The following is a 24,951-nucleotide window of genomic DNA, read 5'->3' as shown; positions in this document are numbered from 1 at the left end:
TACCGGTTTCGGCCGGCGGGAGCGCGGTCGGCGAAACGGCGGTCGGACACAGCGCAAGGCGGCGACGCGTTTTATACCGCGGCGCCCCTGCCGACGGTATGGAGTACCGGTTCGAGCTGGCGCTTTGCGCCGCGCTCGAATCCCCGGACCGCGTCGTCGCCCGGCAGCTCGGCGCGGGCGTCGAGACGCCGGGGACCCGCATCGTCGACGTCTGCCTGCTGTCGCCGGGCCCGGACTTCGACGACCGCGCCGCGATCAGCGCCGAGCGGATCCCGGACCCCGCCATCGAGGCCGCGGTCGGCCCCGGCGAGGCCGTCCCCGTCCGCGACGCGTTCGACCTCCCGCCGGACCGGGCAGCCGCCGTCGTCGAGCGTGCGGTCGAGGTCGGCTACCTCGAACGCGAGCGGCGGAACGGGCGGCCGGTCGTGCGCGCGACCGCGCGCTACCCCGAGGACTGGGTCGGCTCGCTCGTCGCCGTCGAGAACAAGCCCGACCTCGGGACGCCGGGCGACCTCGAGGCGCAGCTGCGGTACGACGCCGCGCTCGGCCTGTTCGACGAGGTCGTCCTCGCGACCGCCTCCTACGTCACCCGGGCGCACCTCAACCGGATCCCGGACGCGGTCGGCGTCTGGCGGTTCGATCCGGAGACGGGGGAGCGCGAGGTCGTCCGCGAGCCGACGCCGCTCGACCCGGACGCGCCCGGCGTCGAGATCCGCGCGGAGCGCCCCTCCCGCACGGACGTCGCCCTCGTCGACCCCGAGGCGAAGGCCCGCAAGCGGCGGCGGATCGCCGAGCGCGCGTACGGGAAGGGGTGGCGCCCGGAGCCGCCGGCCTGCGCGCACGGCGAGGCGACCGCCGACGGCCGGCCGCGCTGCGCGCAGTTCGACCGCGTGGTCGACCCCGGCCGCGAGTGCGGGAGCGGGTGTCCCGCCTTCGAGCCCGCCGACCCGCCGGCGGCGGACCGAGAGGGGCTTCGGGACGAGCGGACGGCGTGGGTCGCGGACCCCGACGGGGGCGGCCCGCGCCGGCAGTCCGGGCTCTCGGGGTACCTGTGAGAACGCTTATACGGCGAGGGCGGGTGTTTCGGGTATGGACGAGATCGAAGACGTCTTCGTCGCGCGGCTGATGTCGACGGACCTCCACACGGTGACGCCGGACACGCTGGTCGAGGACGCGGCCGCGGTGCTGCTCGAAGAGGACATCAGCTCGGTGCTGGTCGTCGACGACGACGGCGACCTCGTCGGGATCTTGACCTCGACGGACTTCGTCGACATCGTCGCGAAGAGCCGGCCGAAGGCCGAGACGACCGTCGAGCGGTACATGACGCGAGACCCGGTGACGGCGGGCGCGCAGGACGACGTCGCGGCTGTCGCCGCGACGATGCTCGAACGCGGGTTCCACCACGTCCCGGTCGTCGACGGGGAGACGCCCATCGGGATCATCACCACCTCCGACTTCGCCGCGTACGTCTCCTCGCCGGAGTCCGTCTCGGCGTAGCGCTCAGCGTCGGCGCGGTCGCGGCGGTGGTCGACGCTGCCGCGGCGTCCCTCCGTCCGCGACAGCGACAAGTCCCGCCACTTCCTGTGTCCGTATTACCCCGGAGCGCGTACCGAAGTCCGTGTCCGATCACCTACACCTCAACCTCTTCACCATGTCCTCGGTCGAGCACGTCTCGCCCGGGTCGTGGCGGTACCCCGGCGACCGGTCGGCGGACTACGCCGACCGCGAGTACTGGACCGAGGTCGCGCGGACCGCCGAGCGCGGCGGCTTCGACGCGGTGTTCTTCGCGGACGTGCGCGGGATCTACGACGTGTACGGCGACGATCGAGAGGTCGCCGTCGAGAAGGCGGTCCAGACGCCCGCGAACGACCCGCAGCTCGTCGTGCCGGCGATGGCGGAGGTCACGGACGACCTCGGCTTCGCGGTGACGCGCTCGACGACGTACACCCACCCCTACCAGCTCGCGCGGGAGTTCTCGACGCTCGATCACCTCACCGACGGGCGGGTCGCGATCAACGTCGTCACCTCCTACCTGGAGTCGGCCGCCGAGAACCTCGGGCTCGACGAGCGGATGGACAAGGAGACGCGCTACGACCGCGCCGACGAGTTCCTCGACGTCTGTTATCAGCTGTGGGAGGAGTCGTGGGACGACGACGCCGTCGAGGTCGACCGCGAGGCCGGGCGGTACTCGGACCCCGACAAGGTCTCAGCGATCGACCACGAGGGCGACCACTTCTCCGTGCCGGGCCCGCACGGCTGCGAGCCGTCCCCCCAGCGCACTCCGGTCATTTACCAGGCCGGCTCCTCCGATCACGGCCGGTCGTTCGCCGCGCGCAACGCCGAGGCCGTCTTCGCCAGCCAGCCGACCGAGGAGGGCGTCGTCGAGTACATGGACGACGTGAAGTCGCGCGCGGCCGACGCCGGCCGCGACCCCGAGAGCCTCCGCTTCTTCATCGGCGTGGTGCCGGTCGTCGGCGAGACGCAGGCGCTCGCGGAGGCGAAGCACGCGGAGTACAAGCGCCACGTCGACGTCGAGGCGACGCTCGCGCTCCTCTCCGGCTTCCTCGATATGGACCTCTCGGAGCTCGACCCCGACCAGAAGGTCGAGCACATCGAGACGGACGCGATCCAGGGGACGATGAACGCGTTCACGAAGGCCCAGCCCGACCGGGAGTGGACGGTCCGCGAGGTCGCGGAGTTCTGCGGGCTCGGCACCACCTCGCCGACGATCGTCGGGACCCCGGAGGTGATCGCGGACGAGCTCCAGCGCTGGCACGAGGAGGTCGGCATCCACGGGTTCAACGTCAAGGAGGTCGTCCGCCCCGACTCGCTCGTCGACTTCGTCGACCTCGTCGTCCCGGAGCTGCGCGAGCGCGGCCTCGTTCCCCCGGCCGACGCGGAGCCGCCGGGCGAGACGCTCCGCGAGCGGCTCCTCGGCGAGGGGCAGACGGGGCTCCGCGCGGACCACCCCGCCCGGCAGTAGCGCGCGGAGACCGCTCGGACACCGACTCGGCCGGACGCCTTCGCGTGGTTTCGCGGCTCGTATTAGCGAGCTGTTGTGAACGAATTGCCGCTAACTAATACGACAACGCTGCCGCCCCCGGCACGCTTAAGTGTCTACCACCGCTTGTCTCAGGTGACGCTTCGCTTGGAGGGCCGAAGCGTCAGCGGGGACCTACAGAACGACACGCCCATGCCACCTTTTCCCGGCACGGGCGTGCCGTTCGTTCCTTTACTCACCGAGCGATCCGCTCGCACAGCCGCGGGCAACGACCGTTCCGCGCCGACCGGGACTCAACGACCGTTCCGCGCCGACGGGGACTGTGCGTAGCCGGCCCGCAGAAGACGCCGTTCTTCAGAGGTTTTCCTCCTGGTACGCGCCGTCGTACGTCCCCTCGTGATCGGCCTCGGCGAGGACGAGCTGCGCGATCCGCGCGCCCGGTTCGATCTCGATCGGGTGGCCGACGTCGAGACGGCCCTCGCCGACCCCCTCGTAGCCGGCGTCCCACACCGCCGTGTCGAGGGTACAGGCGTTGCGCAGCAGCGTCGAGCGCGGGAGGACGAACCCGATCCGCTCCTCCGGGATCCGCACCGGCTCGCCGTAGCGGACGACGTAGCTCCCGCGTTCGAGCCGGTAGCAGTCGCCCCGAGGCTCCAGTTCCCGCCGCTCGCCCACGCGCTTCCCGTCGCGCCCGAGCCGGCCGGGTTCGGTCTGTGCGAACACCGCGTCGAGGGTGAGGTCGACGCCGTTCGGCTGTCGCTGCGCGTCGTCGAGGTCGGCGCCGGCCGCCTCCAGCGCCGCCGCGACCGCGGCTCCCGAGTCGAACATGCGCGTCCGGAACCGCGGGCGAGGCAAAACGGTGTCGCCCGCGGCGCGCGACGAGGAGGGGCGAATCAGCCGTTTTTGCCGCGACCGTTGAAACCCGCTATTTCGCCCGTTTCAGGCGATTAATGACCTAAAACACTCCGGACGGCTACGTATTTCACGGTGCGTGGTATCACGCGGAGATCACAGCGAGCGTTGCCGCATCGCGGGATCTAACACGGTCGATCTTCGGGAAACTCGCGGGTTTTATATCCACGGGACGGCCATCTTGGCGTGATATGGGACAAACGATTACGGAGAAGATCCTCGATGAGCATCTCGTCGAGGGCGAGCTGACGCCCGGCGAGGAGATCGGCATCGAGATCGATCAGGTGCTGACGCAGGACACGACGGGGACGATGGTGTGGCTGCAGTTCGAGGCGCTCGACTTGGACGAGGTCCAGACGGAGCTGGCCGCGCAGTACTGCGACCACCAGACGTATCAGTTCGACTTCAAGAACACCGACGACCACCGCTTCCTCCGCTCGGCGGCCGGCACGTACGGCGCGTACTTCTCCCGGCCCGGGAACGGCATCTGCCATCAGGTTCACAAGGAGAACTTCGCGGCGCCCGGCAAGACCCTGCTCGGCTCCGACTCGCACACGCCGACCCCCGGCGGGCTCGGCCAGCTCGCGATCGGCGCCGGCGGGCTCGACATCGCCGTCGCGATGGGCGGCGGCCCCTACTACGTCGAGATGCCGGAGGTCGTCAACGTCCACCTCGAAGGGGAGCTCCCCGAGTGGGCGACCGCGAAGGACATCGCGCTCCACCTGCTCGGCGAGCTGACCGTCAAGGGCGGCGTCGGCAAGATCTTCGAGTACACCGGCCCCGGCGCCGAGAAGCTCACGATCCCCGAGCGCACCACGATCACGAACCTCGGCACCGAACTCGGCGCCACCTCCTCGATCTTCGCGACCGACGAGAAGACGAAGGACTGGCTCGCGCGTCAGGACCGCGAGGAGGAGTACGTCGACCTCCAGCCCGACGACGACGCGGAGTACGCGGAGACGATCGAGGTCGACCTGAACGAGCTCGAGCCGCTCGTGGCCGCGCCCTCGATGCCCGACAACGTCGCCCCCGTCAGCGAGTACGAGGGCACCGACGTCGAGCAGGTCATCGTCGGCTCCTGTACCAACGGCGCCTACGAGGACATCCTCCCCAGCGCGAAGATGCTGGAGGACCGCGAGGTCTCCAAGGGGACCGAGATGATCGTCGCGCCCGGCTCGAAGCAGGCCTCCGAGATGCTGGCCCGCGAGGGCTGGACCGCGGAGATGATGGCGGCCGGCGTCAACTTCTCCGAGGCGACCTGCGGCGCGTGTATCGGCATCGGCCACGTGCCCGCCTCCGACTCCGTCTCGCTGCGCACCTTCAACCGCAACTTCGAGGGTCGCTCCGGCATCGAGGACGACTCCGTCTTCCTCTGCTCGCCCGAGGTCGCCACCGCGGCGGCCATCACCGGCGAGATCGTCGACCCGCGCGACCTCGCGGACGAGCTCGGCGACCTCGAGGCCCCCGGCCTCGAGATGGGGACGAAGTACGGCCCCGGCATGGGACAGGACGACTCCGACATCATCTCGCCCGACGAGGCGATCGACGACGGGCTCGTCAAGGGCCCGAACATCGGCGACGTGCCGCTGAAAGACGACATCGACGTGGACGGCGGTGAGGCCCTCCTCAAGATGGAGGACAACATCACCACCGACCACATCATCCCGGCGACGGCGGACATCCTCAAGTTCCGCTCGAACATCGAGAAGCTCTCCGAGTTCACGCTCTCGCGCGTCGACGACACGTTCGCCGAGCGCGCGCTCAACGCCGACGGCGGCGTCCTCGTGGCCGGCGAGAACTACGGGCAGGGCTCCTCGCGCGAACACGCCGCGCTCTGTCCGATGTACCTCGGCATCGAGGCCGTCTTCGCGCAGAGCTTCGCCCGCATCCACAAGGCGAACCTCTTCAACTTCGGGATCGTCCCGCTGGCGATCGACGAGGAGACGTACGAGAAGATCGACCAGGGCGACGACCTCGAGATCGTCGACGACGTGCCCGCGGGCGTCCGCTCCGGGCAGGAGGAGTTCACCGTGAGCGTCAACGGCGAGTGGGAGTTCACCGCCGACCTCGACGCCTCCGAGCGCGAGCGCGACATCCTCGCGGCCGGCGGCAAGCTCTCGTGGGTCAAACAGCAGCACGCCGACGGCGGCTCCGGCGCGGCGCCGGCCGACGACTGAGCGCGCTGTCCCGCGAGACTCAGCAACTCGATTTCCCGCATTTTTCGACGTGTTCGCTCTTTCAGCGGCGGCTGTGTGGATCGGCGGAGTGTCGTCAATTCCGATGAGAGCGAGAGCGGGAGTGGATGAGTCGATCGGCTAAGCGGTTGTTTATAAATTGAATCGTGGTGTTGCTGTCGTCTATTTATAAGTGATTAGTGATTCTACGGTGAACACCTCCAAAGCCCCACCCGCGAGGACTCGCGCGGCTCGCTGCGCTCCTCGTCACTCGCTGCGCTCGTTCCTGTGGTGCTTGCGTCGCCGTGCTTCGTCCTCGCGGCTGCCCCTTTGAGTCCCACCCCGCACAGCACCGCAGCCTCACGCCTCCCCAGCCTCGTCGGTGGTCCTCCGCTTCGCTCCGGACCACCGACTCCCTCGCGCGTGCTACTCGCGGCCTACGGCCCGCTCGCAGGCACGCGCCACCGCCTATCTTTTATAAGCGAACGTCGCTACCGCTCACGGCTATTTAAATAGCGTTTCACAGCAACCAGTCTGATTTACCCACTCCCCTAATAGCTCGCCACCCTCGCTCGATCCACACACCGCAACGCCGAACAGCACCACCGCTCCGCGGGTGGGATCAAAACGAAAAACCGCGAACGCGTCCCGTCGGTCCGAACGCCGAACCGGCGTTAGCGGGCCGCGGCCGCGACGCGTTCGCGCTCCTCCTTCTGCGAGATGGAGTAGGAGCCCTCGACGTCGTAGTCGGCGGCGGCGACGAGCTCGTTCGCGAGCGCCTCGGCGGCGGCGGTCGTCGACTTGTACGTCGCGCTGGCGACGGCGTCGGAGATGAACAGCAGCGCCTGGTCGACGCGGCGCTGGGGCGCGACGTCGACCGCCTTCGGGACGGAGATGCCGCCGTACTTCAGGCGGACGGTCTCCTCGCGGGGCGCCGCGTTCTCGACGGCCGTCACGAGCACCTGAACCGGGTTCTCCTCGGTCCGCTCGTGGACGATGTCGAAGGCGTCGCGGACGATCCGCGTCGCCTGCTGTTTCTTCCCCGTGTTCTCGTCGGTCTGCATCAGGCGGTTGATAAGCCGCTCGACCAGCGAGATTTCGGACTTCTTGAACTGCTTGGACGCGTGGCGACCCATGGTGTGCGCGATGGGCGTCACGGTCATGTAGCGCTTCGTCGAGGGGTCCTCGTAGGCGATCTCGGTGACGTCCCAGACGCCGAACAGCTGGGCGTTCTCGTTGGCGGCCTCGCTCGACGCGGGCGCGTCCGGATCCGGCTCGTCGGCGGCGACGTCCTCCTCGGACGGCGCCTCGGTCTCCTCGCCGCTCATCTGACCGGCTTCTCCGCGTTGCCGCGAACCAGTTCGATCATCGACACGCCGTTGACCTTCTCGACTTTGTAGTTGACGCCGGAGAGGTCGCCCATCGCGCGGCCCTTCGCACCGCCGATCCCGGCGATGGTGACCTCGTCGTGCTCGTCGATGAAGGAGATCGCGCCGTCACCGGGACAGAACGCGGTGACCTGCTTCCCGTTTTTGATGAGCTGAACCCGGACGCACTTCCGGATCGCCGAGTTCGGCTGCTTTGCCTCGATGCCGACCTTTTCGAGGACGATGCCGCGCGCCTGCGGGGCACCCTCCAGCGGGTCGGACTTCTTCTTGAGCCCGCGCTCTCGCCGAGCGTACTCGGAGTCGGACCAGCGGCGCTTCTGCCGGTCCTTTTTGAGCTTACGGGCCGCGTACTTGCCGTTCGCCATCGTACGCCTACTTCCGAACGGAGCTACTTAAGCGTCGTCTTTCTCCGCCGCGAAACGCCCTCAGATCCCCCGAGCGGTCCCTCTCGACGGATCTGAGGGTGTTTCACGGATCGGCTCGACCGAAAACGACGGGCGTTCGCTCCCGCTGAGCCGGTAAGCCGACGAGAGCGCCCGTCGTTTCGTGTGGAGACGCACCGCGACGCCGTGGGGCGTCAGCCGCTCGTCTCCTCGCGCGCCGTCTCGGCCCACGCCGGCTCCGACACCGTCGCGCCGAGGTCGCGGTAGTCGATGTCGACGTCGACGGACGCCTCCCCGCCGTCGTGTGGACCCGCCCACGACTGTTCGAGCCGCGGCACGACGCCGGACTCGTACACGTGGACGGTCGCGGACGCCGTCTCGACCGTTTCGGGCACGTCTCGGTCGCCCTCGAAGGCGTCGGCCGTGAACCGCGCGGTCTCCTCGCCGCGCACCTCGCCCGCCCCGTCGCTCGTCGGGTTCCACAGGTTCAGTCCCTCGTACTCCGTCTCGACGTCCGAGGCCCCGCCCTCGACGCGGATCCCGGTCGCCACCTCCGTGCGCATCGCCGACTCGAGCTCGCCCGACGACCGGTCGATCGACTGGCGGTCGTACTCGACGCCCGACTCCCGCTCGACGCGAAACAGCGCCTCGCCGTCGGCCGCGTACAGTTCGGAGACGTCCGGCGCGTCGGTCTCGGTCACCGACAGCCTGACGTACAACCGCTGGTTTTCGAGGTCGTACCGCGACTCGTACTCCTGCGAGGGGAGCCACGGCGTGGGCTCTTCGTCGCCGTCGTGGCTCGTCGCCGCCGTCGAGAACAGCGTGGCGCTCCCGGCGTCGACGAGCGCGTCGGCGTGCCGCTCCGCGAGGGTCGCGACGTCGAGGGCATCCTCCGCCCGCCAGTCGGCCTCGGGGAACGGTCGGTCCGCCGAGTCGCCGCCGAGACAGCCGGCGGCGCCGACCGCGGCTCCGGCGCCGATCCCGGCGAGGAAGCGTCTGCGGTCCATGCGGCGAGGAACGGGTGCGTCGGCAAAAAGGCGTGGGGTCGGCCTCAGGTCAGCTGGACGTCGTCGACGTCGTAGTGCCGCGCCGCGAGCCGGCGGGCGGTCTCGATGTTCGCGCCCTCCGCGCCGATGGCGACGCCGCGGTCCGCCTCCTCGACCTCGACGTACGCCACGCGGTCGTTCTGCTCGGAGATGGTGACGGCGTTGACGGCCGCCGGCGCGAGCGCGCTCGCGACGAACGCCTCGGCGGTGTCGGCGTCCTCGACCAGCTCGATCGACTTGTCGAGCCGCCGCTCCGCCTCCGCGACGGTCTCGCCGCCCTGGCCGATCGCGGCCGCCATCTCGCCGGCGGGCACCACGAACACGAGGCGGTCGCCCTCCACGAGGCAGTCGGTCGGCGTGACGCCGGTCAGCTCGTCGAACCGACCGATGTATTGCCGCGCCTCGTCGGAGAGCTCGACGTACATTAGTCGTCGCTCACGACGCGCGACCCCATCCGGAGGTCGACGTCGCCGGTCCCCATCGAGATGGGCTTGCCGGCGATGACGTTCTCGATGACGCCGTCGAGGTCGTCGTACTCGCCGTGGATCGCGGCGTCGAGCAGGTGGTTGACCGTCACCTCGAACGCCGCGCGCGCGAGCACCGAGTCCTTGTTGCCGGAGATGCCGTGCCGGCCGATCGACTCGATCTCGCCGTTGTTCGTCATGATGTCGGCGACGAGCATGAGGTGCCGGACGTTCACGTCGTCGAGCCCCTGCTCTTCGAGCGTGTTCTTCGTCTCGTCGATGATCGTCTCGCGGGCCGCCTCGACCCCGAGGTTGCGGTAGATCTCGTGGATGTTGTTACACGTCGTCCGCGAGGCGTCGACGCCCTCGATGTCGAGGGTGTCGCCGAACGCCGACCCCTCGGTGTAGAGGACGAACTCCTCGTCGCCGTCGATCTCCTCTTTGCGGATGACGACGCGCTCGATCTCCTCGATCCCCTTGAACACGATCTCGCGGAGCCGCTCGACGAGCTGGAGCAGCTCGCGGTAGCTCGGCTCGTTGGGGCCGAACTCGATGACCGTGCCGGCCTGCCGGGCGTCGACGCCCAGCGAGTCCTCGATCGTCTCGGCGATGATCTCCGCGACCTCCGTCGCGTCGGAGTGGGTGGGCCACCGCTCCAAGAGCGTGTCGTCGTTCAGGTCGATCCGGACCAGCATGTCCGCGACGTTGGTCGACACGTCCCCGAGCGCGAGGATGCGCGTCGCCTCGATCGACCAGACGACCTCGTGGGCCTTCTCGCGGTCGGTCGCGTACTCCCCGTCGAGGTGGACCGTCATCATCGGCGTGTCCGGCGTCTTCCGGGCGTCCACCAGCTCGATGAGCCGGGGGAGCCCCTGCGTGACGTCGATCTCCGCGACGCCCGCGTAGTGGAACGTGTTCATCGTGTTGTGCGTCACGACGCCTTCTGCCGTGGTGAACGTCTCCAGTCCCTCGACGGAGAAGTCGTACACGTGGTCGTGTTCCGTCGGTACGGCTTCGATCGACTCGATCCGGTCCCACACAACGTCGCCGGCGACCGCCTGACGGAGTTCGTCGAGCGCCTCCGAGTCGACGCCGGCCTCCTCCGCCTCGTCAACGAGCCGTCGGAGCCGAGAGCGGCCGATCCGCTGGCGGTTCGACGCCGCGTTTACCTGTCGGCTCGGAATGCCGGCGTCGGACGCGACCTCGCGGAGCGCGTCGCCGAAGTTCGGAACCTGATCGGTGGCGTCCGGTCCCGTCTCATCGATTTCGGCGGCCGCGGCGTCGAGTTCGTCCCCCCGCTCGCCGACCATCCCGATCCGGTCGGCGAAGCACTGGACGTGTTTCTTCGGCACGCGGAGCGTCCGCGACGCGTCCTGTTCGCCGAGCGTCGCGTACACGTCGAAGCGAGCGAGCAGCAGTGCGATTCCCGCGGTGAGCCGGTCGCTCGTCGAACTGGAACGGACCGCGCTTTCCGCGACGTTGCCGTCGCCGCTGAAGTACCCACGGAGCAGCCCCCGGACGAACTCGTCGTTCGCGCCGAACGCGAAGCCCGGAACGATCTTCCGCTCGTCTTCCGTACACGCAGCGCGCAGGAAGTCGGCGAGGATCGTCCCGTTCACGCGAACGTCGTAACCGCGGGCGAACCCGCTGTCGTTCTCGTACTCGTTCACCGAGAGGTCGAACCGGTCGGCGAACGCTCGAATCCCGTCTTGGAACGTCTCGTCGACGTTCGAGACGGAGACGTAGTGGTCTGTCAGCGACCCTTCCGCGAGCCACGCGCCGACGAAGAACCCGGTATCCGCGTCGAGCGGGAAGCGTTCCGGGAGACCGACCGTCCCGCCGGTCGGATAGACGGTCTCTTCGTCGAGGTCTCCCGCGTCGAGCGCGTCGCGCTTGTTGCGGAGCTGATCCGCCCCGACCGGAGCGGTGTCGACACCGCCGTCGGCGAGCGTCGAGGTGTACCAGTAATCGGTTGCTGGGAGGTACTTCCGGAGGTCGACCTCGTCATCGCCGTCACTTTCGTACGATCCGACGACCGGGAGCCAGTCGCCCGCTTCGAGGTCGTCGCCGGTGACCGGGACGACCTCGTTGTCGCGTCGAGTGACGAACGAGTGGGCCTTCGTCGCCCGAATCGTCCGACCGGACTCGAGTTCGAACCGAAGCAGCTCGTCCGGCGCGTCGTGGCGACTGACCTCTTCGACGGGCTTCCAGCGCACACCCTCGTCGCCGTCGAGGCTGAGCGTCTCCAGCCCGTCGGGCGCGAGCCCGACCTCGTGGTCGTCTACTGACCGGGACTCGCGGGAGGTCAGTATCTCGTCGACGAGCGGGCCGATCTCGACGATGTCGGTCGTTCCGTTCCGCCGAACCACGACGCGCTCGTCGTGCGGGACGCTCATCTGCGTCCCGGGCTCGCCGATCGACTGCGCCGAGACCGTTCCGACCGGATCGAGGGGGTCGACGCGCGTCTGCTCGTAGCGGTTCACGACGCCCTCGACGATATCGGTCGCCTGCTCGATGGTGACCTCGCCGGCCTCCTCGGCCTTGCGGTCGATGGCCTCGTACACCTTCGTCTTGAGCCGGCGGGGGAGCTCGGTCGCCTCCACGACCGCCTCCATGTCGTCGGTGACGTTGTCGTACTCAGTCATCGGACTCCACCCCCGGCCCGCCGGCCTTGTTAAGCCCCGGTCCGGCGTGCTCCGAGAGGTTCGTCGGCGGCTCGCGCTCGCCGAGGAACCGCTCCTTCTCCTCGTCGGAGGCGAACTCGGCGTCGACCACGCGGTCGACGATACCGTCGACGTCGATGCCGTCCTCCTCGCCCGAGGAGACCTTCACCGGCGAGGTGCCGTCCTCGCCGAACTCGAACTGGACGATGCGGCCCGAGGTGTCCCGGACCGTGCCGTCGTACTGCGCCTCTAACTCGGAGAGCGCGTTGATGAGCCGGCGCTGGAGGTAGCCGGACTTGGAGGTCCGGACCGCCGTGTCGACCAGCCCCTCGCGGCCGCCCATCGCGTGGAAGAAGAACTCCTGCGGGGTGAGCCCGCCGCGGTAGGAGTTCTCCACGAAGCCGTGCGCCTCCGAGGAGAGGTCGTTCGGCCGGTAGTGCGAGAGCGTCCGGTCCTCGTAGCCGCGGTTGATCCGCTCGCCGCGGACCGCCTGCTGGCCGACCGAGCCGGCCATCTGCGTCAGGTTCAGCATCGAGCCACGCGCGCCGGAACGGGCCATCACGACCGCCGGGTTGTCGTCGCCGAAGTGCTGGTCGGCGATCTCACCGGCCGAGTCGCGGGCCTTCCCGAGCGTCTGCATGATCTTCATCTCCAAGGTCTCGTCGACGCCGCGGCCCGGCAGCGACTCCAGCTCGCCGGCCTCGTACGTCGAGATCAGCTCCTGGACGCGGTCGTAGGCGCTCTCGATGGCGTCGTCGACCTGCTCTTCGGCCTCCGGCGGGATCGACTCGTCGTCGATCCCGATCGAGAACCCGAAGTTCATGATCGCGCGCATCGCCAGCGACGCGATCTCGTTGATGAACACGCGGGCGCGGGTCTCGCCGTACTCCTTCGTGAGCGTGTCGACGACCTCGCCGCCGAACGCGCCGACCGCGTCCTCGTCGATGGTCCCCTCGATCAGCTGGCCGTCCTCGATGACGACGCTGTCGCCGGCCGAAGAAGTGAACGAGAGGTCGAGGTCGTCCGGGAGCAGCTCCGAGAACAGCGTGCGACCGGTCCAGAACTCGCGGCCGTCGTCGCCGACGCCGTCGGCCTCGGGCAGCTCGTCCACGCGCGTGGCGCGGAGCAGGTCCAGCGCCTGCGTCTCCGTGAACTCGGGGTTCGAGTGGGTGAGCAGGTAGGTGCCGGAGATGTGGTCCTGAATGGCGCCGATGATGTTCCCGCCGAAGCGGGGCGAGAGGATCTGCTCTTGGACGCGCATGAGGACGCGCGCCTCGGCGCGGGCCTCCTCGTTTTGCAGCGCGTGCATGTTCATCTCGTCGCCGTCGAAGTCGGCGTTGTACGGCGGACAGACGACGGTGTTGAGCCGGAACGTCTTGTACGGCATCACCACGACCTCGTGGGCCATGATGGACATCCGGTGCAGCGAGGGCTGCCGGTTGAAGATCACGATGTCGCCGTCCACGAGGTGGCGGTTCACCTCCCAGTCGGCCTCGACCTTCTCGGCGAGCTCCTCGCAGTTCTTCTCGGTCACCTTCAGGCGGCGGCCGTCGGGGCGGCGCACGTAGTTCGCGCCGGGGTGGGCCTCGGGCCCGTTCCGGACGTACTGCCGCGCCTCCTCGACGTTGCGCTCGGTGACGTTGAGCGTCTGGGTCATCTCCTTCGCCACGCGGTCGGGCACGCCGACCTCGTTGAGCGAGAGGGTCGGGTCCGGCGAGATGACGGTCCGGGCGGAGAAGTTGACGCGCTTCCCCGAAAGCGAGCCGCGGAAGCGGCCCTCCTTCCCCTTCAGCCGCTGGCTGAGCGTCTTGAGGGGACGGCCGGAGCGGTGGCGGGCGGGCGGCGTCCCGCTGATCTCGTTGTCGACGAACGTGGTGACGTGGTACTGCAAGAGCTCCCAGAGGTCCTCGATGATCAGCTGCGGGGCGCCCGCCTCGCGGTTCTCCATGAACCGCTGGTTGATCCGGATGATGTCGACCAGCTTGTGCGTGAGGTCGTCCTCGGAGCGCTGGCCGTTGTCGAGCGTGATAGAGGGACGGGTGGTCACCGGCGGCACCGGCAGCACCGTCAGGATCATCCACTCCGGGCGGGAGTGCTCGGAGTCGATGCCGAGGACCTCGAGGTCCTCGTCCGGGATGTCCTCGAACCAGTCGCGGATGTCCGAGGGCATCAGCTTGTTCATGTCCTCCTCGGTGAGGTCGACGTCGAGCGCCTTCTCGATGGCGCGGCGGTCCTCCTTGCGCGGGCGGAACTCGCCGGCCATGATCTCGTTGATCCGGTCGACGGCGATGTCGGTCTCGTCGGCGAGCTCCTGCGGCGAGGTGCCGGGGTCGTCCTCCTCCTCGTCGGGCTGCATCGCGGCCGCGATGCGCTCGGAGTAGTCGCCCGAGAGCACGTCCTGGACCTCGTAGTAGGTGGTCGGCTTCTCGTGTTTGATGTCCGCCTGCGGCTCGCCGCAGAACGGACAGGTGGACGCCTTCCGGGCCTGCCGGACGGCGGCCTTCAGCACGTCGTGTTCGTCGTCGCCGAGCTCCTTCGCCCGCTCGTAGCGGTCGCGGAACTCGTCGCGCTGCGCGTCGTCCAAGGCGAGCCGCCCGCACTCGCGGCACGTCGAGCGGAGCAGCCGCCGGATGAGCTTCGTGAAGCCCACGTGGATGACGGGCGCCGCCAGCTCGATGTGGCCGAAGTGGCCGTTACAGGAGCCGGAGTGGGAGCCGCAGGTGCGGCACTCCAGGCCGGGGTCGATGACGCCCAGCCGCGGGTCCATCAGCCCCATGTCGATCGGATAGCCGTCGTCGTCGTACGTGTCGGCCGTGATCACCTTCGTCGCGGACATGTCCCGGTACGTCTCCGGGTCCATGAGGCCGAAGTCGATCCCGCCGAGCACTTTCGGTGTTTGCATTGACATCTAAATCGCGTCCTCCAGTTCGAGTTTCGGTCGGATGCCGAGGGCGATCATCTCGTCGAGCAGCAGCTTGAACGCGTAGCTGACCTCAAGCTCGTGGATGTCGTCCTCGTCGCCCGTCACCGGGTCGTACACGCGGCGCTGCTCGCGGTCCTCGACGGCGACGAGCCCGGTCTCCGCGGAGACGTGGACCGTCTCGGCGTCGGAAGACTCCAGCAGCCGCTCGTTGAGCACCATCGACGCGCCGTGACCGATGATCGTGTCGCGCTCCATCTCCCCGACGCGCAGCCCGCCCTCGCGGGCCCGCCCCTCGGTCGGCTGGCGCGTGAGCACCTGGACCGGCCCGCGCGAGCGGGCGTGGAGCTTGTTCGACACCATGTGGTACAGCTTGTGGTAGAAGATCGTCCCGACGAAGATCTCGGCGTCGATCTTCTCGCCGGTGACGCCGGAGTACATGACCTCCTTGCCGGAGGACTCGAAGCCGTGCTCCTCGAGCTGGTCGCGGAGCTCCTCCTCGTCTTCGCCCTGGAACGGCGTGCCGTCGACGCGCGAGCCGCGGAGCGAGCCGACCTTACCGCCGAGCATCTCCAGCACGTGGCCGACCGTCATCCGCGACGGCAGCGCGTGCGGGTTCATCACGAGGTCGGGGACGACCCCCTCCTCGGTGAACGGCATGTCCTCCTGGGGCGCGAGGTGGCCCACGACGCCCTTCTGGCCGTGTCGGGACGCGAACTTGTCGCCCAGCTCGGGGACGCGCTGGTCGCGCACCTTCACCTTCGAGAGCTTGGAGCCGTCCTCGCCCTCCATCAGCGTCACGGTGTCGACGACGCCCGACTCGCCCGAGCGCATCGTCACCGAGGTCTCGCGGCGCTTCTGCGGGGAGAGCCCGCCCATGTCGTCGGGCTCTTCGAGGAAGCGCGGCGGGCTGGTCTTGCCGAGCAGCACCGAGGACTCGTCCACCTTCGTCTCGGGGTTGACGAGGCCGTCCTCGTCGAGGTGGGTGTACGCGTCCTCGCCGCGGGCGCCGCGCACGTCCTGTTCGGGGATCTCGAAGCGGTCCTCCTGGCCGCCGGGGTAGCGGCGCTCCTCGCCCTCGTAGGTCCGGAAGAAGTGCGAGCGGGTGAGCGCGCGGTCGACGGAGCCCTGGTTCATCACCAAGGCGTCCTCGATGTTGAACCCCTCGTAGGACATCACGGCGACGACGAAGTTCTGCGCCGCCGGCCGCTCGTCGAAGCTGATCTGGTCGGACGTCTGCGTCTTCACCATCGCCAGCTGCGGGTAGTGGAGGAGGTGCTGACGCGTGTCCGGCCGGATCCGGTAGTTCGCGGAGGGGAGCCCGAGCGACTGCTTCATCATCCCCGCGCCCATCGTAATCCGGGGCGAGGCGTTGTGCTCGGGGTACGGGATCATCCCCGCGCCGATGCCGAAGACGAGCTGGGGGTCGATCTCGAGGTGCGTGTGGTCCTCGGTCACGTCCTCCTCGTCGACGGCGACGAGGATGTCCTCCTCCTCCTCGGCGTCGATGAACTCGACGTAGCCGCGCTCGACGAGGTCCTCGAACTCCACGTCGCCGCGTTCGAGGGCCTCGATCTCCTCGTCGCCGAGGAGCGGCTCGCCGTTCTCGACGACGATGAGCGGGCGCCGCGCCCGCCCCGCGTCGGCGTTGACGATGACCTCGCGGGTCCGGTCTTTCACCGAGACGTTCACCATCTCCGAGACGTCGCCGCGGCGGCGCGCCTCGCGTATCTGTTCGGCGAGCTCGTCCGGGTTCTCGTGGGTGCCCACGAGGCTCCCGTTGACGTACACCTTCGCTTCGCGTTCTGCTTGTGCCATGATCAGTCGTCCGCCGTCTGTCGTTCGACGCCCTCAATGCCGGGGATCCCCTCGACACCCATCGACGCCAGTTCTCGTTTCAGCCCCTGTTCGTCCTCGACCGTCTGCGACAGCTCCATCGCCTGCGCGAAGTTCTTCACGAGCCCGCAGTTCGGTCCCTCCGGCGTCTCGGAGGGACAGATGCGACCCCACTGGGTCGCGTGGAGGTCCCGCGCCTCGAAGTGCGGCTGCGACCGCGACAGCGGCGAGCGCAGGCGCCGGAGGTGCGAGAGCACGCCCATGTAGTCCGTCCGGTCGACGAGCTGGGAGACGCCCGAGCGGCCGCCCACCCAGTTCCCCGTCGCGATCGGGTGTTCGAGCCGCTCGGTCAGCACGTCGGAGCGGACCACGGTGTTCACCGTGAGCTGCCGGTTCCGCATGTTGGCGCGTTCGAGCTGGTACTTCACGTCGCGCGCTAACTTGTTCAGCGCGGTGCGGAACAGGTCGCGCATCAGGTCGCCGGAGACCTTCAGGCGCTTGTTCGCGTAGTGGTCCTTGTCGTCGGCCTCCCGGCGGTCGAGTGCGAGCTCGAAGCACGCCTCGGCCATCCGGCAGAGGTAGTACGCCTTGTTGATCCGCACGTCCTCCTCGTCGACGCCCTCCTCGTGGAGGTGCGGGAGCAGGTAGCGGTCGATGACGTAGTTCGCCCGCTTGAGCTGGTAGTTCTTCCCCTGGCCGCTCGCGACGCGCTCGCCGAGGGTCTCGATGGCGCCCTCGGTCGTCTGGACGTCCGCCTCCTCTAAGTTCTCCAGCATGAACTTCACGATCTCGGGGTCGTCCGAGACGCGGTGGACGATCTCCTCGTCGGATTCGAGCCCGAGCGCCCGGACGAGGGTCACGAAGTCGATGGAACCCGAGACGGACGGGAACGACACTTCGAGCAGCCCCTCGCGGTTGCGCTCGCAGAGCACCAAGGCGCGGTACCCGCGGCGCTGGGAGAACGTCTTGGCGACCTGAATCTCGTCGCCGTACTTCGAGTCGTACTCCGCGAGGATCTTGTTCGGCGCCAGGTCCTCCGAGGTCATCAGCACGCGCTCGGAGCCGTTGACGATGAAGTAGCCGCCGGGGTCGACGGGGTCCTCGCCGATGTCGATGAGCTCCTCGTCGGAGAATCCCGCCATGTTACACTTGTTCGAGCCGACCATGATCGGCATCCGGCCGACCTTGGTCTCGGTCGTGTCGACGACCTGTTCGGGCTCGTCCTCGCCGCCGCGCACGATGGACATCTCCATGAACACGGGCGCCGAGTAGGTGATGTTGCGGAGCCGCGCCTCCTGCGGGTAGAGCAGCTCCTCGGAGCCGTCGGCCTCGCGGACGCGCGGGGTGACCATCCGCACGTCGCCGAGCTCGACGTACACCGGCTCCTGTCCCTCCTTGTCGCCGATGTCCGTCTCGATGGTCTCCTTCTCGTCGACCACTTCCTGCATGCCGCGGTCCAGGAAGTTGTTGAACGAGCGGAAGTGGTGTTCGGCGAGCCGTTCGTCCGAGAAGTACTCGCGTGAAACCACGCGTCGGTCTTGCCTGTTCATGAGACGACTAATCGGTACACGACCGCCTCGTCGGTCGTTCGGGAGTCGCGGACGATCTTCACCACGTCGCCGACCTCGGCCTCGTCGGGGAGCGCGGGATCCGTGCGTTTGATCTTCGGTAAGTTCGTTTTCTTCACGTCGTACTCCGCCAGGACCTCCTCGACCTCCTCGGGGTCGTCGAGGAGGACGTGGTCCGGGACGAGTTCGTGTTGGCTTACGTCTACCATGGGTGCTGGTGGTGGGGAGAAGCTATCACGAGATACTACAGATACGTATATACGCCAGCGGCATAAGAGTTACCAAGCGCTGCCGCGCGCGGCTCACGGGCCGGGGCGTTCGACACTCCCACACACGCGAGGTCGACACAAAAGCATACCGGCCGCGACCCCGATTGCCCCCTCGGCGTCCCGGCTCGGACGTCCCGATTCCCTGTCACCGACCCGCACTCCCGTCAGGGATGACAAGCCTTATTTGCCAGACAGGGGTACGAACTGATGCGACAAGCCCGGATGGTGTAGTGGCCCATCATACGACCCTGTCACGGTCGTGACGCGGGTTCAAATCCCGCTCCGGGCGTCCCCTCTTTCGGGGCGCTGTCGCTGTTTGCCCGGATGGTGTAGTGGCCCATCATACGACCCTGTCACGGTCGTGACGCGGGTTCAAATCCCGCTCCGGGCGTTTTCGACGAACAACACGGTGAGCGGAGCGAGCCGTTCGTCGAAAACGGTCGCACAGGGATTTGAACCCTATCAGTCGCGCGCAGCGAACGGAGTGAGCGAGCACGTCTGATTTCGGTTCAAATCCCGCTCCGACCGTCTTTCACTGCCGCAAAACGAACGAGGAGCGACAGCGACGAGCGAGACCGCAGCCTACAGATCCAGTTCCGCCCGCAGGTCGTCGACGAGCGCCTCGGTCTTATCGTCCGGGTCCTCGTCGGTGTCGACGGGCGTCCGGCCGTCGTACGTCTCGTGAACCATCGAGACCCCCTCGGCGAGCGTGTCGAGGCCGTAGCCGCCCTCCAGCACGTACGCGTCGGCGGCGCCGACGTCGTCGGCGAGCGTCCGGATCCGGTCGGTCAGCAGCGCGTACCCCTCGGAGGAGACGCGCATCCGCGAGATGGGGTCGTGGCGGTGCGCGTCGAACCCCGCCGAGACGATCAGCAGGTCGGGGTCGAACCGGTCGACCGCGGGGGCGATCCCCTCGTCGACCGCGTACAGGTAGTCGGCGTCGCCGGCGCCGGCCGCCAGCGGGAGGTTCGCGGTGGTCCCCTCGCCGTCCCCCTCGCCGGTCTCGTCGAGGTCGCCCGTGTCCGGGTACAGTCCGTCCTCGTGGATCGACGCGTAGAGAACGTCGCCGCGGTCGTAGAAGATGTCCTGCGTGCCGTTGCCGTGGTGAACGTCCCAGTCGAAGATCGCGACGCGGTCGGCGAGGTCCTCGTCGAGCGCGGTCTGGGCCGCGACGGCGGCGTTGTTGAAAAAGCAGAACCCCATCGCGTCGTCGGTGACGGCGTGGTGGCCCGGCGGGCGGCCGATCGCGAACGGCGTCCGTCGGCCGGTCGAGCCGTCGAGCGCCTCGCGGGCGGCCCACTGTGCGAGTCCGGCGGAGGTGAGCGCGGCGTCCCACGTCCCGTCGCTGGCGACGGTGTCGGGGTCCCAGCTCCCGCCGCCGTCCGCCACGAACGACTCCAGCTCGTCGACGTAGTCGGCGTCGTGGACCGCCGTGACCGCCGACTTCTCCGCGGGGTCCGCCTCGACGTACTCGACGCCGTGGCGCTTCGTGAGCCCGCGGCGGATCGCGCGGAGCCGGTCCGGGTTCTCCGGGTGTCGCTCGCCGGTGTCGTGGTCGAGACACCGCTCGCTGTAGCCGAACCGCATCTACTCGAAGAGGGCGAAGTACGTCTCGATGTCCTCGGCCTGTACCGTTCGTCGGTCCGCGTGGCGGGCCAGCGTCGCGGCCGCGCTCGCGACGTTGTCGGCGTAGTCTTCTAAGATGTCGGCCAGCGCGACGCGCGCGTCGACGCCGACGCGATAGCGGTCGTCGATCCGGAGCCGAGCGATCCGGTCGATCGGCGCGACCGGCAGCGTGAGGTCCTCCCGGCTGACGACCTGCTCGACGCCGAAGTCCGCGGCCATCAGCGTCTTCCGGCCGTCCGCGGTCGCCTTCTCGGCCGCGTCGACGGCCAGGTCCGCGCCGTGCGACTGGATCCGTCGCGCGAGCTCCTCGGCGGCGTCCGCGCTGACCCGGAGTTCCCCCGCGTTCCGCCGGATGATCCCGTCGACCGGCGCGAACGGCAACTCGACACTCATACACACAGTCGCGTCCGTGTATCGTATAACGCTTTCCGTTAGCCGCATCGCCGCCGGATCCGGACGGCGACCGTCGGGGGCAGAAGACGCGTCCGCCTCAGAACACGTCGTCGGCGTCGATGGTGCCGTCGCGCTCCGGCCCGCGGACGGTTACCTCCTCGCCGAGCCGGAGGCTCGCGTCGGTTTCGACCGTCTTCGTCCGCTGCCCGTCGTCGAGGACGACCGGGTCGCCGGTCTGGACGACCGTCCCGGTGAACTCGACGTCCTCGCTCGAGCGCTCCGCCGTCGCGGCCGCGGCGCCGCCGCCCGCGCCGGCTCCCTCGTCGTCGCCGCTCTCGCCCGCGACGGCCTCCGCGGCCGCCTTCTGTCCGTCCTCGGCGAAGGCGCCCAGACCGGTCTCGCTCGCGTCGCGGTCGTCGTCTCCGGCGGCCCGGTCGCCCCCCGCGGCGCCGGATCCGGCCGCGCCGTCCGCGACGCCGGCCGCCGCGTCGCTCCCCTCGTCGAGGACGGTGACGGTCGAGCGCCAGTTCGCGGACGCCTCCAGGTCGTCCTGCCAACCGTCCTGGATCTCGACGTCGGTGAAGACGACGCGGTCGGCCAGCTCGATCTCGCGGTCGGCCTTGTCGCCCCACAGCGCGACGCGGATCTCGCCCGTCTCGTCTTTGATCCGGACGTTGCGGACCTGCCCCTCGCTGCCGTCGTCGCGGTCGAAGGTGCGCTTGGGGTCGGTCTCGATGACGCCGCCGCCGACGTCGACGGTTTCGCCGATCTCCAAGTCCGCGATGTCGGTCGTCTCCGGGACGTACTCGACGTCCTCGTCGACGCGCTCGACGGTGCCGCGGTCGCCGACGTGGAGCTCTAAGTCGCCGTCGCGCTCGCGGACGTAGCCGTCGCCGACCTCGACGACCTCGCCGGCGTCGAACTCCTCGGCGAGGTCGGCCTTGCCGTCCCACAGCGTGATGCGCACGCGTCCCGTCTCGTCGCCGACCGTGAGGTTCGCCACGCGCCCCTCGCTGCCGTCGTCGCGGTCGAACGTGCGGATCGAGTCGGTGTCGAGCACCTGCCCCACGAGGTCGACGTCGGACGCGCCGAGCGTCAGGTCCTCGACGCGGTACGTGTCGAGCACCTGAACGTCGACCTCGGCGTCCTCGTCGGGCTCGACCTTGTCGGCGCTCACTTCGAGGCCGCTGTACCCCTCCTTGGGACGGCCCATCACGCGGAGGACCTGGCCGACCTCCAGCTCCTCCTCGGCCGCCGCGGCCATGTCGTCCCACAGCGCGACCCGGACGGAGCCGGAGGTGTCGGCGACGTCGACGTTACACACGCGGCCCTCCTCGGCCTCCTCGTCGTCGCGCTCGAAGGTCCGGACCTCGCCGATGGCGGTCACCTTCCCGAGGAACTTCACGTCGTTCATCCCCGGCTCGATGTCGGCGATGGTGTCGGCCTCCTCGTCTCGCAGCTCGTGCGCGATGAGCATCGCGGCGGTCTCCTCGTCGGCGAGCCCGCCCATCTGCTCGACCTTGTCCTCGACGGCGGCCTCGAACTCCTCGAACTCGACGTCCGTGTCGAGGTCCTCGTACACCTCCTCTATGGCTCCCATACTCGTCCCTCCGTGGACGGCGAGTTCGCGGATACACGTTGCCGTTGCCCGGGGTTCGCGCCGGAAGCCGACCGGTCGCCGGAGCGACCGATTCGGGTCGCGCTCGCGGCTCGAAGGCGTCTCATAGAGGCGCATGGGGCCCGTCGGTACAAAAGGTGTTCATCCCGCGCGGGGAGTGCGTGCGACCCGCAGGCACGCGGCCGCCGGACCGTAACCGTCTTATGTTCCACCGCGGTACGATGAGATGAGTCCTGGTAGGGTAGTGGACTATCCTCTTGGCTTGCGGAGCCAGGGACCGGAGTTCAAATCTCCGTCAGGACGCTCACTTCTCGCAGGCGCTCCGCATCGCGGAGCGCCTGCTTCGGCGTTCGCGTCCTGACTTGCCCCACGCTCGCTTCGCTCGCGTGGGACTCCGTCAGGACGTTCTTTAATTACGACGTTACGACGGTTGCGAGCAGTGTGTGGGTCCTACGCGACACGTTCGGTGATACTTGGTTCTGCGGTGGCGCGTGCCGACGAGCAGCCGTCAGGCTGCGAGTCGCACGCGCGAGGGACGCGGCGAGCGAGGGCGACCGAAGGGAGCCCCGAGCGAGCCGCGAGGCTGGGGAGGCGTGAGGTGCGGTCGCTGTGCCGGGCGGGACTCAAAGGGGCAGTCGCGAGGACGAAGGCGCGCGAAGCAAGGACCGCAAGGAGGGAGCGTTAGCGACCGACTGAGGACCGCAGCGAGCGCACCGAGTCCTCGCGACTGGGGCTTTGGCGGTGTTCGCCGCGCCGTCGTCGGGAGTTTATAAACAGTCCAGCATCAGGTCATCTGCCTCATTCGTTCCTCCCCGGACGGTCCGAACGATATAGTTCACGTCTTAATCGTGCGGGTGGAAGCGGTCCATCGCGCGGCGGACCGCGTCGGTGTCGCCGATGAACGTCACGTGGTCGCCGATTTCGAGGACGGTGTCCGCCGAGGGGACGTGATTCTCGCCGTCGCGGCTGACGACGGCGACGAAGGTGCCGTCGGGGATCTGCGCGTTGAGGTCGCGGATGCTCTTGCCCGCGAGCTCCGCGGAGGTCACCTCCACCTCCTGAACGTCGTGGCTGTCGCCGAGCTCGTTCATCCAGTGGGTGAGCGCCGGCCGCTCGATCTCGTCGTCGATGGCGACCGCGGTCGCCGTCGTCGCGTCGATGCCGGTGACGCCGATGCTGTCGAAGGCGTCGACGTTGTCCGGGTCGTTCACCCGCGAGTACACCGAGGCGACGTCGAACTTGGTGATCGCGAGCTGGCACGCGAGGAGGTTGATGTCGTCGTCGCTCGTCGTCGTGATGAACCGCTTGGCGTCCTCGATGTGGGCGCCGCGCAGCGTCTCCGTGTCGCTGCCGTCCCCCTCGTAGACGGTGTACCCCTCCGAGCGCGCGCGCTCAACGACGTCCGGGTCCGACTCGACGATAACGACGTACTCGCTCCTGTTCTCCAGTCGCGTGGCGAGCGCCTGGCCGACCCGACCCCCGCCGATGATTATCGTGCGCATAGGTGACACTCCGAGGAACTCTCCGATCTGCCGCGCGAGCCCCGCCTCGACGAGGACCGTCGCGAAGATGACCGCGAACACCGTGCCGACGAGCAGCTCGCCGGCGGCGACGCTGCCCGCGAGCTCTAACTCGATGGCGAACAGCGTCGCCACGCTCGCCGGGATGATCCCCCGCGGCCCGACGCCCGCGATGAACAGCCGCTCCGGCCGGGTGAACCGCTCGACGCCGACGGTCGCGAGGAACGCCCCCAGCGGCCGGAGGACGAGCATGATGACGGCGACGAGCGCGACCACGCCGAGGCCGAGCCCCGCGATCGCCTCGACGTCGATCAGCGCCGCGAGCGAGATGAACACGAACGAGAGGACGATCGAAGTGGTGTTCTCCGCGAACTTCTCTATCTCCTCGCGGTTGTCGATACCGAGGTTGCCGAGGAGGATCCCGCTCGTCGCCGCCGCCGCGATGCCGGCCTCCGCTGCGACCGCCTCGGCGGCCGCGAACGACCCGATCGCGGCCGCCAGCACGAGGAACTGCGACGCCTGGACGTCGCGTTCGGGGACGAGGTCGCTGTCCAGCAACACGTAGATGATGACGGTGGCGAGCAGCCCCGCGGCGACGCCGACGCCGAACCGCTGGAGGAAGGACAGCACCGTCGCGGGGACGCCGAGGTCGTCGAGCAGCAGCGTCTCGAAGATGACGACCGCGACGATCGCGGCCGTCACGTCGTTGACGATCCCTTCCGTCTCCAGCGCGGTCGCGACGTGGTCCCGAACCCGGACCACGTTGAGGATCGGCGTGATGACGGTCGGGCCGGTCGCCACCAGCAGCGCGCCGATCAGCAGCGCGATCTCCCACGTACCGTCGGTGAACGCGCGGACCGCCGCCGCGGTGCCGAGGAACATCACGACCGCGCTGACCGTCACCAGCCGGAGCGACACCGTCGACGCGCGCCGGATCCGGTCGAACTGAAGGGCGAACGCCCCCTCGAAGACGATGATCGCGACGCTGAGCCCGACGATGATCTCCAGTCCGTCGCCGAAGGTCTCCAGCGTGACCAGCCCCAGCAGCTCGGGCCCCAACACCACCCCGATCGCGAGGTAGAAGATGACGCTCGGTACCCGGAGCCGGTGAGCGAGCAGCTGGACCGCGAGCCCCGACACGAGTATCACCGCGATCACCGGCAGCAGGCT

18 protein-coding genes and 3 tRNA genes are annotated in these 24,951 nt (G+C 68.8%); 7 read left to right on the top strand and 14 right to left on the bottom strand.

The window, feature by feature from the left end; genetic code table 11:
* Window positions 1–98: 98 nt before the first annotated feature.
* From DVK07_RS00515 to DVK07_RS00505, 3 genes are all read left to right on the top strand, one after another.
* Window positions 99–1,055: a DUF5787 family protein gene (locus DVK07_RS00515; protein ID WP_121595221.1), complete on the top strand. Its 957-nt coding sequence runs from the start codon at window positions 99–101 to the stop codon at window positions 1,053–1,055.
* Between the two features lie 34 nt (window positions 1,056–1,089).
* On the top strand, window positions 1,090–1,497 hold the full coding sequence (locus tag DVK07_RS00510; protein ID WP_121595220.1) for a cyclic nucleotide-binding/CBS domain-containing protein: 408 nt from the start codon (window positions 1,090–1,092) through the stop codon (window positions 1,495–1,497).
* 121 nt (window positions 1,498–1,618) lie between these two features.
* On the top strand, window positions 1,619–2,983 hold the full coding sequence (locus tag DVK07_RS00505) for an LLM class flavin-dependent oxidoreductase (protein WP_121595219.1): 1,365 nt from the start codon (window positions 1,619–1,621) through the stop codon (window positions 2,981–2,983).
* A gap of 372 nt (window positions 2,984–3,355) precedes the next feature.
* On the opposite strand, the gene DVK07_RS00500 is transcribed toward DVK07_RS00505, so the two are convergent.
* Window positions 3,356–3,829 (bottom strand): deoxyuridine 5'-triphosphate nucleotidohydrolase, encoded by a 474-nt coding sequence (locus tag DVK07_RS00500; RefSeq protein ID WP_121595218.1) that lies wholly within the window; start codon window positions 3,827–3,829, stop codon window positions 3,356–3,358.
* Window positions 3,830–4,104: 275 nt separating this feature from the next.
* Here DVK07_RS00500 and DVK07_RS00495 point away from each other — a divergent pair, with 275 nt between their 5' ends.
* Entirely contained in the window at window positions 4,105–6,090 is a 1,986-nt protein-coding gene (locus DVK07_RS00495; RefSeq protein ID WP_121595217.1) for an aconitate hydratase, read from the top strand.
* 671 nt (window positions 6,091–6,761) lie between these two features.
* Here the strand turns inward: DVK07_RS00495 and DVK07_RS00490 are convergent.
* From DVK07_RS00490 to DVK07_RS00450, 9 genes are all read right to left on the bottom strand, one after another.
* Window positions 6,762–7,415, bottom strand: a complete 654-nt coding sequence (locus DVK07_RS00490; RefSeq protein WP_121595216.1) for a 30S ribosomal protein S7 — start codon at window positions 7,413–7,415, stop codon at window positions 6,762–6,764.
* A complete protein-coding gene (locus tag DVK07_RS00485) occupies window positions 7,412–7,840 on the bottom strand; it encodes a 30S ribosomal protein S12 (protein ID WP_004599087.1) in 429 nt (142 codons plus the stop codon). Before DVK07_RS00485 ends, DVK07_RS00490 begins: the two co-directional genes overlap by 4 nt.
* Window positions 7,841–8,052: 212 nt before the next feature.
* Complete coding sequence (locus tag DVK07_RS00480; protein WP_121595215.1) at window positions 8,053–8,865, bottom strand: hypothetical protein; 813 nt, start codon at window positions 8,863–8,865, stop codon at window positions 8,053–8,055.
* Window positions 8,866–8,909: 44 nt separating this feature from the next.
* The gene (locus DVK07_RS00475) at window positions 8,910–9,329 is read right to left on the bottom strand and encodes a NusA-like transcription termination signal-binding factor (protein ID WP_121595214.1); all 420 of its coding nucleotides are present in this window, start codon (window positions 9,327–9,329) and stop codon (window positions 8,910–8,912) included.
* Window positions 9,329–11,983 (bottom strand): DNA-directed RNA polymerase subunit A'', encoded by a 2,655-nt coding sequence (locus DVK07_RS00470; protein ID WP_233565363.1) that lies wholly within the window; start codon window positions 11,981–11,983, stop codon window positions 9,329–9,331. The genes DVK07_RS00475 and DVK07_RS00470 overlap by 1 nt, the downstream gene beginning before the upstream one ends.
* A gap of 22 nt (window positions 11,984–12,005) precedes the next feature.
* A complete protein-coding gene (locus DVK07_RS00465; RefSeq protein ID WP_121595212.1) occupies window positions 12,006–14,933 on the bottom strand; it encodes a DNA-directed RNA polymerase subunit A' in 2,928 nt (975 codons plus the stop codon).
* Window positions 14,934–14,939: 6 nt separating this feature from the next.
* On the bottom strand, window positions 14,940–16,769 hold the full coding sequence (gene rpoB / locus DVK07_RS00460; RefSeq protein WP_121595211.1) for a DNA-directed RNA polymerase subunit B: 1,830 nt from the start codon (window positions 16,767–16,769) through the stop codon (window positions 14,940–14,942).
* A 2-nt stretch (window positions 16,770–16,771) separates the two neighbouring features.
* Entirely contained in the window at window positions 16,772–18,337 is a 1,566-nt protein-coding gene (locus DVK07_RS00455; RefSeq protein ID WP_008444332.1) for a DNA-directed RNA polymerase subunit B'', read from the bottom strand.
* Complete coding sequence (locus DVK07_RS00450) at window positions 18,334–18,564, bottom strand: DNA-directed RNA polymerase subunit H (protein WP_004599097.1); 231 nt, start codon at window positions 18,562–18,564, stop codon at window positions 18,334–18,336. Before DVK07_RS00450 ends, DVK07_RS00455 begins: the two co-directional genes overlap by 4 nt.
* Before the next feature lie 276 nt (window positions 18,565–18,840).
* On the opposite strand from DVK07_RS00450, the gene DVK07_RS00445 reads away from it, so the two are divergent.
* Window positions 18,841–18,913, top strand: a tRNA-Asp gene (locus tag DVK07_RS00445).
* Window positions 18,914–18,942: 29 nt separating this feature from the next.
* Window positions 18,943–19,015, top strand: a tRNA-Asp gene (locus tag DVK07_RS00440).
* Window positions 19,016–19,206: 191 nt separating this feature from the next.
* Here the strand turns inward: DVK07_RS00440 and DVK07_RS00435 are convergent.
* The 3 genes from DVK07_RS00435 to DVK07_RS00425 form a co-directional block, all read right to left on the bottom strand.
* The gene (locus DVK07_RS00435) at window positions 19,207–20,211 is read right to left on the bottom strand and encodes a histone deacetylase (protein WP_121595210.1); all 1,005 of its coding nucleotides are present in this window, start codon (window positions 20,209–20,211) and stop codon (window positions 19,207–19,209) included.
* Window positions 20,212–20,643 (bottom strand): histone family protein, encoded by a 432-nt coding sequence (locus DVK07_RS00430; RefSeq protein WP_121595209.1) that lies wholly within the window; start codon window positions 20,641–20,643, stop codon window positions 20,212–20,214. It abuts the gene before it with no gap.
* A gap of 97 nt (window positions 20,644–20,740) precedes the next feature.
* Window positions 20,741–22,243, bottom strand: a complete 1,503-nt coding sequence (locus DVK07_RS00425; protein WP_121595563.1) for a single-stranded DNA binding protein — start codon at window positions 22,241–22,243, stop codon at window positions 20,741–20,743.
* Window positions 22,244–22,491: 248 nt separating this feature from the next.
* Here DVK07_RS00425 and DVK07_RS00420 point away from each other — a divergent pair.
* Window positions 22,492–22,564 (top strand) — tRNA-Arg (locus tag DVK07_RS00420).
* Between the two features lie 539 nt (window positions 22,565–23,103).
* Here the strand turns inward: DVK07_RS00420 and DVK07_RS00415 are convergent.
* Window positions 23,104–24,939, bottom strand: a complete 1,836-nt coding sequence (locus DVK07_RS00415; RefSeq protein ID WP_121595208.1) for a cation:proton antiporter — start codon at window positions 24,937–24,939, stop codon at window positions 23,104–23,106.
* Window positions 24,940–24,951: the final 12 nt, after the last annotated feature.

The sequence above is a fragment of the Halorubrum sp. Atlit-26R genome (assembly GCF_003666015.1).
In the GTDB taxonomy this organism is placed as follows: Archaea; Halobacteriota; Halobacteria; order Halobacteriales; family Haloferacaceae; genus Halorubrum.
The sequence above is the reverse complement of the archived record's forward strand: the minus strand, read 5'-3'. Positions and strand labels throughout refer to the sequence as shown.

Bases quoted from the DNA above. Each gene is read 5' to 3' on its own strand.
- DVK07_RS00490 (WP_121595216.1), bottom strand. From the start codon at position 7,415: ATGAGCGGCGAGGAGACCGAGGCGCCGTCCGAGGAGGACGTCGCCGCC.
- DVK07_RS00470 (WP_233565363.1), bottom strand. From the start codon at position 11,983: ATGGAGGCGGTCGTGGAGGCGACCGAGCTCCCCCGCCGGCTCAAGACG.
- rpoB (WP_121595211.1), bottom strand. From the start codon at position 16,769: ATGGCACAAGCAGAACGCGAAGCGAAGGTGTACGTCAACGGGAGCCTC.
- DVK07_RS00450 (WP_004599097.1), bottom strand. From the start codon at position 18,564: ATGGTAGACGTAAGCCAACACGAACTCGTCCCGGACCACGTCCTCCTC.
- DVK07_RS00500 (WP_121595218.1), bottom strand. From the start codon at position 3,829: ATGTTCGACTCGGGAGCCGCGGTCGCGGCGGCGCTGGAGGCGGCCGGC.
- DVK07_RS00455 (WP_008444332.1), bottom strand. From the start codon at position 18,337: ATGAACAGGCAAGACCGACGCGTGGTTTCACGCGAGTACTTCTCGGAC.
- DVK07_RS00435 (WP_121595210.1), bottom strand. From the start codon at position 20,211: ATGCGGTTCGGCTACAGCGAGCGGTGTCTCGACCACGACACCGGCGAG.
- DVK07_RS00485 (WP_004599087.1), bottom strand. From the start codon at position 7,840: ATGGCGAACGGCAAGTACGCGGCCCGTAAGCTCAAAAAGGACCGGCAG.
- DVK07_RS00495 (WP_121595217.1), top strand. From the start codon at position 4,105: ATGGGACAAACGATTACGGAGAAGATCCTCGATGAGCATCTCGTCGAG.
- DVK07_RS00465 (WP_121595212.1), bottom strand. From the start codon at position 14,933: ATGCAAACACCGAAAGTGCTCGGCGGGATCGACTTCGGCCTCATGGAC.
- DVK07_RS00515 (WP_121595221.1), top strand. From the start codon at position 99: ATGGAGTACCGGTTCGAGCTGGCGCTTTGCGCCGCGCTCGAATCCCCG.
- DVK07_RS00430 (WP_121595209.1), bottom strand. From the start codon at position 20,643: ATGAGTGTCGAGTTGCCGTTCGCGCCGGTCGACGGGATCATCCGGCGG.
- DVK07_RS00480 (WP_121595215.1), bottom strand. From the start codon at position 8,865: ATGGACCGCAGACGCTTCCTCGCCGGGATCGGCGCCGGAGCCGCGGTC.
- DVK07_RS00510 (WP_121595220.1), top strand. From the start codon at position 1,090: ATGGACGAGATCGAAGACGTCTTCGTCGCGCGGCTGATGTCGACGGAC.
- DVK07_RS00425 (WP_121595563.1), bottom strand. From the start codon at position 22,243: ATGGGAGCCATAGAGGAGGTGTACGAGGACCTCGACACGGACGTCGAG.
- DVK07_RS00475 (WP_121595214.1), bottom strand. From the start codon at position 9,329: ATGTACGTCGAGCTCTCCGACGAGGCGCGGCAATACATCGGTCGGTTC.